The organism is Tardiphaga sp., assembly GCF_025356345.1.
Lineage (GTDB): Bacteria > Pseudomonadota > Alphaproteobacteria > Rhizobiales > Xanthobacteraceae > Tardiphaga.
On the sequence record NZ_JANXTC010000273.1, the window covers coordinates 1 to 11511 of the forward strand.

At 64.8% G+C, this 11511-nt stretch carries 10 protein-coding genes; 3 read left to right on the forward strand and 7 right to left on the reverse strand.

Annotated elements, in window-relative coordinates; genetic code table 11:
* From Q0S16_RS16850 to Q0S16_RS16860, 3 genes are all read left to right on the forward strand, one after another.
* Nucleotides 1-1620 (forward strand): molybdopterin cofactor-binding domain-containing protein (locus tag Q0S16_RS16850; protein ID WP_295850273.1); only part of this gene is annotated, 1620 nt, incomplete at its 5' end.
* Nucleotides 1617-2096 (forward strand): 2Fe-2S iron-sulfur cluster-binding protein, encoded by a 480-nt coding sequence (locus Q0S16_RS16855; RefSeq protein WP_295850275.1) that lies wholly within the window; start codon nt 1617-1619, stop codon nt 2094-2096. The genes Q0S16_RS16850 and Q0S16_RS16855, both read left to right, overlap by 4 nt.
* Nucleotides 2093-4402 (forward strand): xanthine dehydrogenase family protein molybdopterin-binding subunit, encoded by a 2310-nt coding sequence (locus Q0S16_RS16860; protein WP_295850276.1) that lies wholly within the window; start codon nt 2093-2095, stop codon nt 4400-4402. Before Q0S16_RS16855 ends, Q0S16_RS16860 begins: the two co-directional genes overlap by 4 nt.
* 140 nt (nt 4403-4542) lie before the next feature.
* Here Q0S16_RS16860 and Q0S16_RS16865 read toward each other — a convergent pair whose 3' ends face one another.
* The 7 genes from Q0S16_RS16865 to Q0S16_RS16895 all read right to left on the reverse strand — a co-directional run.
* Nucleotides 4543-5001 carry a MarR family transcriptional regulator gene (locus Q0S16_RS16865; protein ID WP_295850278.1) on the reverse strand — a complete coding sequence of 153 codons (459 nt, stop codon included), beginning with the start codon at nt 4999-5001 and terminating at the stop codon, nt 4543-4545.
* A 69-nt stretch (nt 5002-5070) separates the two neighbouring features.
* A complete protein-coding gene (locus Q0S16_RS16870; RefSeq protein ID WP_295850280.1) occupies nt 5071-5799 on the reverse strand; it encodes an ABC transporter ATP-binding protein in 729 nt (242 codons plus the stop codon).
* Nucleotides 5799-6566, reverse strand: a complete 768-nt coding sequence (locus Q0S16_RS16875) for an ABC transporter ATP-binding protein (RefSeq protein ID WP_295850283.1) — start codon at nt 6564-6566, stop codon at nt 5799-5801. Before Q0S16_RS16875 ends, Q0S16_RS16870 begins: the two co-directional genes overlap by 1 nt.
* On the reverse strand, nt 6563-8449 hold the full coding sequence (locus Q0S16_RS16880; protein ID WP_295850285.1) for an ABC transporter permease: 1887 nt from the start codon (nt 8447-8449) through the stop codon (nt 6563-6565). Before Q0S16_RS16880 ends, Q0S16_RS16875 begins: the two co-directional genes overlap by 4 nt.
* A gap of 70 nt (nt 8450-8519) precedes the next feature.
* Nucleotides 8520-9728: an ABC transporter substrate-binding protein gene (locus Q0S16_RS16885; protein ID WP_295850289.1), complete on the reverse strand. Its 1209-nt coding sequence runs from the start codon at nt 9726-9728 to the stop codon at nt 8520-8522.
* Nucleotides 9729-10157: 429 nt separating this feature from the next.
* Nucleotides 10158-10967, reverse strand: a complete 810-nt coding sequence (locus Q0S16_RS16890) for an SDR family NAD(P)-dependent oxidoreductase (protein ID WP_295850286.1) — start codon at nt 10965-10967, stop codon at nt 10158-10160.
* Between the two features lie 43 nt (nt 10968-11010).
* Nucleotides 11011-11511 (reverse strand): enoyl-CoA hydratase-related protein (locus Q0S16_RS16895; RefSeq protein WP_295850288.1); only part of this gene is annotated, 501 nt, incomplete at its 5' end.

Consider the following 11511-nt stretch of genomic DNA (forward strand, 5'->3'; position numbering starts at 1 on the left):
TTCGGACAAAAAATGTCGCTGGCGCCGGAATATGTGCTGCTGGTGTGGCTGGCGCGAAAACTACGCAGCTCGGTGGCCTGGACCGAGGACCGCCGCGAAAACCTGATCGCCAGCTTTCACAGCCGCGACCAGCATGTCGAACTGGAAGGCGCCTTCGACAAGGACGGAAAGCTGCTGGCGCTGTCGGCCGACATCATCGCCAATGTCGGCGCCTATTCCTGCTTCCCGACCACCTCGGGCGTCGAGCCCTTGATGGCGCTGGCGGAGCTGCCCGGTCCCTATGACGTGCAGGGCTACAATTGCCGGTCGCGCGGCGTGCTGACCCATACATGCCCGATGGCGCCGTATCGCGGCGTGTCACGGCCAGTGATCACCTTCGTGCTCGAACGCCTGATGGACAAGGCCGCAAGCGCCTTCGGCATCGAGCCCACCGAGCTGCGCCGCCGCAACTTGATCAACAGCTTCCCCTACACTTCTGCGACCGGTCTGGTGTTCGACGACGGCAGCTACCAGGAAACCATGGAGATGGCGATTGCCGCCATCGACCTGCCCGGCTTTCGTCGACGGCAGAAGGCGGCTCGCGAACAAGGGCGCTATCTCGGCATCGGCTTTGCGACCTTCTCGGAGCGTACCGGCTATGGCAGCCCGGCCTTCGCGGCGCGCGGCATGGCGATCTCGCCGGGTTTCGAAACCGTGCATCTCAGCATCGATCCCTCCGGCTTTGTCGAGGCGCGGATCGGCGCCTCGCCGCATGGCCAGGGATTGCGCACCTCGCTGGCTCAGATCATCGCTGATGAGATCGGGATCGATCCGCAATTCATCAGGATCGTGCATGGCGATACGGATCGCTCGCCCTATGGCTGGGGTACCTTCGCCAGCCGCTCGCTGGTGCTGTCCGGCGGCGCCAGCCTGATTGCTGCGCAAAAGCTGCGCAACAAATTGATCAAAATGGCCGGCCATTTGCTGGAAGCCGCCCCGGAGGACATCGTGCTGCAATCCGGCTCGGCGCAGGTGATCGGCACCGACCGCGCGATCCCGATCGCCACTCTGGTGCGCGCGGCCTACCATCAGGTCCACATCTTCAATGGCAAGATCGAGCCCGGCATGACCGAGACCGGCACCTATGACCCGTCCGGCACCTTCTCCAACGCCTGCCATGTCGCCATCGTCGAGGTCGACATCGACACCGGGCGCGTCGAGATGAAAAAATTTCTGGTCGCCGAGGACGCCGGGCTGATCATCAATCCGATGATCGCCGACGGCCAGGTCCATGGCGGCGTGGCGCAAGGCATCGGCAACGCGCTGCTGGAAGAGATCATCTATGACGAGACCGGCAATATTCTGAGCAGCACGCTGGCGGACTTCCTGCCGCCGACAGCGCAAGAAATCCCCGAGATCGAGCTGCACCACATCGAAACGCTGACCGGCAATTCCATCACCAAGGCCAAGGGGCTCGGCGAAGGCGGCGCGATTGGCGCGCCGGCGGCGGTAATCTCGGCGATCAACGATGCGCTGTCCTCGTTCGGCATCTCGATCGACGAGATGCCGGCGACACCGCAACGGATTCGGGCCGCGCTGCGCCACAGCGGAAAACTGCCAAGCCACGGAAAAATCGCATGAGCGACAAGACCAGCCTGACCCTGAACATCAACGGCCGCGACCACGCCATCGCAGTGGAATCGCGCCGCACGCTGGCGGATGCGATCCGCGAGGAATGCGGCCAGACCGGGACCCATATTGGCTGCGAGCACGGCGTCTGTGGTGCCTGCACGGTGCTGGTCGATGGCGAGCCGGTGCGCGCCTGCCTGATGTTCGCCCAGCAGGCGGCGGGCAAGCCGATCCGTACCGTCGAGGGGCTTGCCAAAGGCGATGAAATGCATCCGATGCAGCGCGCCTTCATGGAGAACCACGGCCTGCAATGCGGCTTCTGCACGCCGGGGTTCCTGATGCTCGCGGTTGGCGTATTGGAGAGGGAGCCGGACATTTCCGAGGAAAGCCTGGTCGACGTGCTGTCGTCCAATTTGTGCCGCTGCACCGGCTATCAGAACATCATCAAGGCGGTGCGTGCCGCTGCGATCGAGATGCGCCGATCGTGAGCGACAAGCGGACCAGACTTGTCGGCCAGTCGCTGCTCCGCAAGGAGGACGGCCCGCTGCTGCGCGGCCAGGGCCTGTTCGCCGCTGACGTCAACTTTCCGAACCAGCTCTACATGCGCGTGGTGCGCTCGAGCTACGCCCACGGCAACATCCGCTCAGTCGATCTGGCGCCGGCATTGGCGATCCCCGGCGTGCAGGCGGCATGGGCGTTTGCCGATGTCGCCGAGATTCCGCCGATCGATTTTCGCCTGACCAAACTCGAACAACTCGCGGCCTATCGCCAGACCATCCTGGCCAAGGATCGCGTGCGCTATGTCGGCGATCCCGTCGCCGTGGTGTTCGCCGACGATCCCTACCTCGCCGAAGACGCCGCCGAACATGTGGTGGTCGAGATCGAGGAACTGCCGGTGATCCTGCGGGCCGACGGCCCGACCGGAGAATTCCGCGACGGGCTGCCGACCGAGCCCGCGATCATCCGCAAAGGCTATGGCGATATCGAAGCAGCGTTTGCGGCGGCGCATGCCACCGTCAGCCTGTCGCTGTCGATCGGGCGGCATTCCGGTGTGCCGCTGGAAACCCGCGGCGCGATCGGCCGCTATCTCGCCAGCACCGACATGCTGGAGATGTATGGCGCGGCCAAGGTGCCGCACTGGAATCGCGACCAGATCGCAAACATGCTGGGGCGCCCGCCCGGCCGCATGAACCTGTTCGAGGGCCATGTCGGTGGCGGCTTTGGCGTGCGCGGCGAGCTCTATCCCGAGGACGTGCTGGTCTGCCTCGCCGCACTGCGGCTGGGGCGTCCCATAAAATGGATCGAGGACCGCCGCGAAAATCTGATCGCCACCAACCATTCGCGGCAGCAGACCCATCACGTCCGCGCGGCGATTGATGCCGACGGCCGCATCCTGGCGATCGACGACGAATTCTACCACGATCAGGGCGGCTATATGCGGACCCATGCCGCCACCGTCCCCGACCTTGCGGCGGCGATGCTGCCCGGCCCCTATCGCGTCCCGGCCTATCGCGCCGTCGGGCACATTCGCCTCACCAACAAGACGCCGGGCGGCACCTACCGTGCGCCAGGGCGCTATGAGAGTACCTTTGTCCGCGAGCGGCTGATGGATGCCATCGCCGCCCAGGTCGGCGTCGACGGCGTCGAGATCCGGCGCCGCAACCTGATCGACCAGAGCGAGATGCCGGTGACCCGCGCGCTCGAGACGCTGGGCACCGACATCGTGCTGGATTCCGGGGATTACGAACTTCTGCTCGGCAAGGCGCTGGACGGCATCGGCTGGCCCGCCTTGCAGGCGCGGATCAAGCAGCGACGCGCGGCCGGCGAGTTGGTGGGCGCTGGCATCGCCATGTTCGTCGAGAAGAGCGGACTCGGCCCGTTCGATGACGTCCGCATCACCATTAATACCAAAGGCCTCGTCGAGGTCGTCACCGGCGCGGCCTCGGTCGGCCAGGGCGTCGAGACCGTGATCGCGCAGATCTGCGCCGATACGCTTGGCGTCACCTATGACAGCATCAATGTGGTCCACGGCCAGACCAGCCGGATCGGCCGCGGCCTCGGCGCCTTCGCCTCGCGGGTCACCGTGATGACCGGCGAAGCAACCAGGCTGGCCGCGACCAAACTGCGCGAGCGCGTGCTGACGGTTGCCGCCGAGCTACTGCAATCGCCGGCCAGCGATCTCGATATCGTCGACGGACTGATCGTGCGCGGCGGCATCAGCGCCGGTCCGTCGATCCGGCTGGCACAGATCGCCGCGGCGCTGGCGCCGGGCTCAAAATTGCTCGGCGACGAGACGCCCGGCCTGTTCGCCGAAGCTACGTTCGAGTCCAGGCACATGACCTATCCCTATGGCGTTCATGTCGCGGTGGTGACCCTCGCACGCGACACCGGCGCGATCGCCATCGAGCGTTATCTGGTGGCCTATGACATCGGCAAGGCGGTCAACCCGATGCTGGTCGAGGGCCAGATCGTCGGCGGCGTGGCGCAGGGCATCGGCGGCGCGCTGTATGAGGAATTCACCTATGACGAGCGCGGCGAACCGCTGGCGGTGACGCTGGCCGACTATCTGCTGCCGACCGCCAGCGAAGTGCCGCATATCGAGGTGATCATCTCCGAGGATGCGCCGAGCCCGCTCAACCCGATGGGGCTGAAGGGCGCCGGCGAAGGCGGCACCAACGCGGTCGGCGCCGCGATCGCGGCGGCGATCGACGATGCGCTGGGCATGCCCGGCGCGGTGACGCAACTGCCGGTGTCGCCGCAAATGATCAGGGCGATGCTGCGCAGAAGAGGCTGAGGTCGCCACAAACTGTCATTCCGGGGCGCGGCCGGCGCCAGCCGAACGCGAACCCGGAATCCCGAATTGTTCAGCGCTAAACTATTTCGATATTCCGGGTTCGCTCGCGGCTCGCACCGCTCCCGCCCAGAATGACAGTTTCAGGTAATCTTCTTCAACAGCCGTGTCAGCGTCCGCTGCTCCTCCGCCGTCAGCGGCCGCAATGTCTTCGCTGATATTTCGGCCGCGATGCGGATCGCGGCGTCCATCGCCTGAGTGCCCTTCTCGGTCAGCGATACCGCGCGGCGACGGCGGTCGGTAGGGTCGGCGCCGGTGCTGATAAAGCCGCGCAGGCCGAGCCGGTCGACCACGCCCTTGATGGTGGCGGCATCGAGATAGACCAGCCGTCCAAGATGGTTCTGCGAACAGGGCCCGACCTCGTGCAGCTTGGCCATCACCGCGAATTGGGTCTGGGTCAGGTCCTCGATCATGTTGGCCATGAAGATCGAGGTATGGCGCTGCATCGCCACCCGCATCAGGAAACCGACCTGGGAATCGACGATGTAGTCGGACGGCGGCTCGGCGCCCGCGAGGACTTTTAGCTTGCCCGGTTTCAACATCGCTCGTCCCCGATGGTCTGATATAATTATGGACGATCCCTGGCTGTAAAAACAGCTGAAGTTTAGTGCTCAGACGGTCAGGTAGGCTCGCTGGATATCCAGATTGCCCGCCAGTTCCGTCATACTACCCTTCCACTGGATCTGGCCCTTTTCCAGAACATAGGCCCTGTCCGATACCAGTTCGGCGAAATGAACATTCTGCTCCGACAGCAGGATCGAGACGCCGGCTTTTTTCAACTCCAAGATGGTAGTGGCCATCAGTTCGACGATCAGGGGGGCCACGCCCTCGGACGGCTCGTCGAGCAGGATCAACAGCGGGTTGCCCATCAGGGTTCGCGCCACCGTCAGCATCTGCTGCTCGCCGCCGCTCATCCGGCCGCCCGGCCGGTTCGGCATTTCCCCGAGATTCGGAAACAGCGACAGCAACTTGGCCTCGGTCCACACCGGCGCCGGCACGCTGTCGCTGAAGAAGCGCGGCGGCTGCCGGCCGATGTCGAGATTTTCCATCACCGTCAGATCGGAAAAGATCCGGCGGTCCTCCGGCGTGAAACCGAGGCCGAGCCGCGCAATCTCGTAAGGCTGTCGGCCGGAAATATCGCTGCCGTTGAAATGGACGGTGCCGCTGGCCTGCGCCATCAGCCCCATGATGGCCTTCATGGTGGTGGTCTTGCCGGCGCCATTGCGACCCATCAGGGCCACCACTTCGCCGCGGCCGACCACAAGATCGAGGTCGTACAGGATCTGCGCGGCGCCATAGGACGCGTTCAGCTTCTCGACATTCAGCATCGGCGCAGTCATCAGGTCGCCTCCGCCTTGGCAAAGGTCTTGCCAGTGCCGAAATAGACTTCGCGGACCTGCGGATTGTCACGAATTGACTTCGCATCGCCATCGGCGATGAGTTTTCCGCGCGCCAGCACGATGATGCGGTCGGCAAAGGCGAACACCACGTCCATCGAATGTTCGGTGAACAGCACCGAGATGCCGCGCTCGATCACCAGCCGTTTCACCAGCGCGATCAGGTCGTTACGCTCCTTCGGCGCCATGCCGGCGGTCGGCTCGTCCATCAACAGCAGCCGGGGATCATTGGCCAGCGCGATTGCCAGCTCGACGCGCTTGACGTCGCCATAGGCGAGCTCGCGGCTCGGCCGGTCGGCGGCCTCGACCATGCCGACCTGCGCCAGCAGCTCGAGCGCACGCTCGCGGTGCAGCGACGCCGCCGGTTTCCATAGCCGGTTGATCTGCCGGGCATGCGAGATCAGCGCCATCTGCACGTTCTCGATCACCGTCATGGAGTTGAAGGTCGCCGCCACCTGGAAGGTGCGACCGATGCCGAGCCGCCAGATGTCGCGCGGCTTTTTCCCGATCAGCGAAGTGCCCTCGAAAAAGATCTCGCCGGAGTCGGGGGCGAGCTGGCCGTTGATCATGTTGAAGCAGGTCGACTTGCCGGCGCCGTTCGGGCCGATCAGCGCGAGAAATTCGCCGCGCTTGATATCGAACGAAACGTCATTGACGGCACGGACGCCGCCAAACGCCTTGGACAGCGAGCGGATGGCCAGATCGCTCATGACGCTGCCTTCCGGCGCGGCAGCAGTTTGAGAAAACCACCAACGATGCCGCTGGGGAACGCCAGCACCAGCAGCAGGATGATGCCGCCGAGCAGCGCCCGCCAGTATTCGGTGGATCGCATGATGGTGTCCTGCAGGACGGCGAAGACGGAGGCGCCGACGATCGGCCCGGTCAGGGTCTGGATGCCGCCGAGCAGCACCATCACCAGACCGTCGATCGAACGGCTGACACCGATCGTTTCCGGCGAGATCGATCCCTTGGCAAAGGCGAACAGCCCGCCGGCGACGCCGCACACCGCGCCGGCGATGGCGAAGGCCAGCCAGTGCACGCGCTTGACGTCGAGGCCGATGGCTTCCGCACGCAGCGGCGAGTCGCGCCCTGCCCGCATCGCATAGCCGAACGGCGCGAACAGGAATTTGCGCAACAGCAGCACGCCGACGGCGGCCAGCGCCAGGGTCAGGAAATAGAACGGGCCGCGTCTATCGAACGGCGCCGTGGGCCAGACGCCGAGCACGCCGTTGGAGCCGCCGGTCAGCGTCTCCCACTGGAACACGGCGGCCCAGACGATCTGGGCGAAGGCCAGCGTCAGCATCGCCAGATAGACGCCGGACAGCCGCACCGCGAACCAGCCGAACAGCAGCGCGCCGAGCAGCGCCAGCACGGGTGCGGCGACCAGTGCCAGCGCCATCGGTGCGGCGAACCACTTCACCAGCAGGGCCGTGCCATAGGCGCCGAGCCCGAAATAGGCGGCGTGGCCGAACGAATGCATGCCGCCCGGCCCCATGATGAAATGCAGGCTGGCGGCGAACAGCACCGCGATCAGCACGTCGATGCCGAGCACCAGCGTATAGGGCGAATTCCTGGCGATCAGCGGCAGGCACACCAGCACCACCAGCAGAATGAGGCCGGCAATCCGGGCGACCGGCGTGGCCGGACGCATCGGCTCTTCCGGCTCGGCGACGCTGCGCACCGCGACCTGCTCGCGGCCGAGCAGACCATAGGGCCTGACAATCAGCACCACGGCCATCACCAGGAATTCCGCGACCAGCGTCAGCTTGGAGAAATTCACCGTGAAGCCGCCGAGGCTGACGACGCCGAGCCCGATGCACAGCGCCTTCACCTCGGCGATGATCACGGCGGCCAGATAGGCGCCGGAGATCGAGCCCATGCCGCCGACCACCACCACGACGAAGGCGTCGCCGATCACGATCAGGTCGGTCGCCAGCGTGGCGGGTTCGCGCGCGATCTGCAGCGCGCCGCCGAGCCCGGCGAGCAAGGCGCCGAGCGCGAATACGCCGGTGAACAGGACGGCCTGGTTGACGCCCAGCGCGCCGACCATCTCGCGGTCCTGGGTCGCGGCGCGCATCAGCCGGCCGAACCGGGTCTTGGCGAGCGCCAGATGCAGCATCCACAGCACGAACGGGCCGATGAAGATCAGGAAGATGTCATAGGTCGGCAGCCGCCGGCCGAGCAGTTCGACCGAGCCGGTGAGGCCCGGCGCGCGCGGGCCGAGCAGGTCTTCCGGTCCCCAGATCCACAACGCGGCGTCATTGATGACCAGCACCAGCGCGAAGGTGGCGAGCAATTGAAACAATTCGGGCGCGCGATAGATCCGGCGCAGCAGCAGCACCTCGATCACGGCGCCGAGCACGCCGACCAGCAGCGCGGTGGCGACGATGCCGCCCCAGAAACCGAAGGCGCCGCCAAGCCGGGTGGCAAAGGTGTAGGCGATGTAGGTCCCGACCATATAGAGGGACCCGTGCGCGATATTGACGATCCGGGTGACGCCGAAAATCAGCGACAGGCCGGCCGCCACCAGGAACAGGCCGGACGCCGACGACAACCCGTTGATCGCCTGGAACAGAAACGAACTGAATGTCATCGGCAAACAGCCTCTCCCCGCTGCGCAGCGGCGGGGAGAGCACCTAGGGCGACCATGGCGATACGTTCCATTACTCGGTTGCGGGACGCAGCTTCTTCACCTCGGCATCGCCTGGCAGAACGCTGGCGCCATCGACATATTTGAAGTCGACCATGGTGCCCTTGCCGTTCTCCAGCGCGATCTTGCCGACATAGGCGCCCATCGTCGCCTGGTGGTCCGAGGCGCGATAGATGAAGGGACCGAACGGACCCTCAACCTTGAGGCCTTCGAAGGCGGTGATCAGCTTCTCGGTATCGGTGGAGCCCGCCTTGGCGATCCCAGCGGCCAGCGACTTCATAGTGGTGTAGCCGACGATCGAACCGAGCCGCGGATAGTCGTTGTACTTCTTCTGGTAGGCGGCGAGAAAGGCATCGTGCTCGGGGGTCTTGATCTTGTCCCAGGGATAGCCGGTGACGATCCAGCCGACCGGTGCCTCTTCCTTGACGGGATCGAGATATTCCGGCTCGCCGGACAGCACGCTCACCACGACGCGGTCCTTGAAGGTGCCGCGGGTGCCGCCCTCGCGCACCAGCTTGGCGAAGTCGGCACCGAACAGCACGTTAAAGATCGCATCCGGCTTGGCATCGTCGATCGCCTGCGCCACCGCGCCGGCATCGACCTTGCCGAGCGGCGGTGCCTGCTCGGTGACGAATTCGATGTCGGGCTGCTTGGCCTTCATCAGCTCCTTGAACGCCGCAACGGCGGTCTGGCCATATTCATAATTCGGATAGACCAGCGCCCAGCGCTTCTTCTTGGCAGCGAGCGCGTCCGGCAGCAGCATCGCGACCTGCGAATACGTCTGGGTGCGCAGGCGGAAAGTGTACTTGTTGCCGTTCTGCCAGGTGATCTTGTCGGTCAGCGGTTCGGCGGCGAGAAAGAAGACCTTTTTCTTGCCGGCGAATTCGGTGACGGCGAGGCCGGTGTTGGAGAGAAACGTGCCGGCCAGGATGTTGACGCCTTCGCGCGTCACCAGCTCGTCGGCGACACGGACCGCGTCGCCGGGGTTCGACCCGTCGTCGCGCGAAATCACTTCGAGCTTCTTGCCGAGCACGCCGCCCTTGGCATTGATTTCCTCGATCGCCATTTCCCAGCCCTTCTTGTAGGGGTCGAGAAACGCGGTCTGGGTCTTGTAGCTGTTGAGTTCACCGATCTTGATCGTCTCCTGCGCCGAAGCGGCGGAGCCGAACGAGACCGCCAGCGTGCCGGCGATGGCGAGGGAATGGAAAGTACGAGCCGTCATCATGATCGAACTCCGTTGTGATCGACGATTGCGATTGAAATATCAGTCGCCGCGCATTTCGCAAGCGGGGTTTCCCTCATTGCGTCGCCTCGGCTCGTGCTGGCGTCTGAATTAGTTTGTACGCAAATGTCTTGCGCACCCTCTTTGTTGTCAAGACTGACCTTGATGCAGCATGCCTAGCATATTGGCCAAGGATTTGATCACGCGACAAATGGCGCGATGACGCCACCGGCCGCGAGCGCCGCGGTCCCCTCTCCCTTTGTGGGAGAGGGTGGACGCGCGAATGCGCGGCCGGGAGAGGGATGCCACAAACTCCGTAGCATTCTATGAAAGAACCCTCTCCCGCCTTCGCTTCGCTCAGGCCCCCTCTCCCACTGCGCGCGGCTTCGCTGGCTGGGGGAGAGGGGAAGCAAGAAGCGCGTGCAAAATCTACCGATCGCGAAAGCGATCCATCAAGGCCTTGTCCTGGCCGCCGTCGATCTCGATCATCGTGCCATTGGCCATCTGCACCAGCGGCGACGCCAGCATGACAACCAGATTCGCGACTTCCTCAACTTCGGCGATGCGGCCGAGCGCGATCGAGGCCGGCGCCAGCTTGTCGGCTTCCTCGTAGGAAATACCCATGTCGCGCGACATCGCCGTGACCAGGCCCGCCCAGCGCTCGGTGCGTACCGGACCGGGATTGACCGCGCAGAACGAGATGTTGTGACGGCCATACTGGCCGGCCAGCGACATCGTCATGTTCTGTCCGGCGGCGTTGGCAGCGCCCGGCGCGATCTCCCAATAAGACGGCTTGACGCCGTCATTGCCGATCAGATTGACGACGCGGCCGCCACCCTGCTTGACCATGATCGGCAGCGCGTAGCGCAGGCAGCGCACATAGCCCATGAATTTGAGCTGCAGCGCCTGCTCCCAGTCCTTCTCGGTCAGCGTCTCAATGACGCCGCCCGGTGCGGAGCCGGCATTGTTGATCATCAGGTCGAGGCTGCCGAGCTGCTTGGCGGCCTTCTCGACAAAGTTCTTGGCGTCTTCGTCCTTGGTCAGGTCGGCGGTGATCGCGACGACGGTGACGCCGTAGGCGTTACGGATTTCCTCGGCGGTCTTTTCCAGCGGCTCGAGACGGCGCGCGCAGATCGCGACGTTGACGCCTTCCTTGGCCAGCGTCATGGCGATCGCCTTGCCAATGCCTTCGCTTCCGCCGGTGACGAGTGCGCATTTGCCCTTGAGTTGCAGATTCATGTGAAGCTCCTTCGTTGCAGGGGTGTGAGAGGGATCGGGTGGATTAGCTCCCGGTGAACACCGGGGGTCGTTTCTCGGCAAAGGCGTTACGGCCTTCGGCGTAGTCGGCGCTGGCATCGGCCGCGGCATAAAGCGCCTCGGCCTGCGCCAGCAGATCGGAATTGTCAGTGGTGATGGCGGAGATCGCCGCCTTGGCCGCCGTGATCGTCAGCGGCGCATTGCCGGCGATTTGCCGGGCCAGTGTAAAAGCGGCAGCTTCCACCTCCGCCTTTGGCGCCACGGTGTGGATCGCCCCCAGCGCGTAAGCGCGCGTCGCCGGCAACCGGTCCGCGGTGAACAGCACCTGCCGCGTTGCACCGGCGCCGAACACCCGGATGAAGCGCGCGATGCCCCGCGGATCGTAGCCGAGGCCGAGCTTCGCCGCGGGCACTGCGAAGAAAGAATCCTCCGCCGCGACGCGTAGGTCGCAACTCGCAGCCACCGAGGCGCCAGCGCCCATGCAGCCACCGAAAATCAGCCCGATGGTCGGCTGCGGAATCGCCTC

Bases quoted from the DNA above. Each gene is read 5' to 3' on its own strand.
- Q0S16_RS16890 (WP_295850286.1), bottom strand. From the start codon at position 10,967: ATGAATCTGCAACTCAAGGGCAAATGCGCACTCGTCACCGGCGGAAGC.
- Q0S16_RS16865 (WP_295850278.1), bottom strand. From the start codon at position 5,001: ATGTTGAAACCGGGCAAGCTAAAAGTCCTCGCGGGCGCCGAGCCGCCG.
- Q0S16_RS16870 (WP_295850280.1), bottom strand. From the start codon at position 5,799: ATGACTGCGCCGATGCTGAATGTCGAGAAGCTGAACGCGTCCTATGGC.
- Q0S16_RS16855 (WP_295850275.1), top strand. From the start codon at position 1,617: ATGAGCGACAAGACCAGCCTGACCCTGAACATCAACGGCCGCGACCAC.
- Q0S16_RS16885 (WP_295850289.1), bottom strand. From the start codon at position 9,728: ATGACGGCTCGTACTTTCCATTCCCTCGCCATCGCCGGCACGCTGGCG.
- Q0S16_RS16875 (WP_295850283.1), bottom strand. From the start codon at position 6,566: ATGAGCGATCTGGCCATCCGCTCGCTGTCCAAGGCGTTTGGCGGCGTC.
- Q0S16_RS16880 (WP_295850285.1), bottom strand. From the start codon at position 8,449: ATGACATTCAGTTCGTTTCTGTTCCAGGCGATCAACGGGTTGTCGTCG.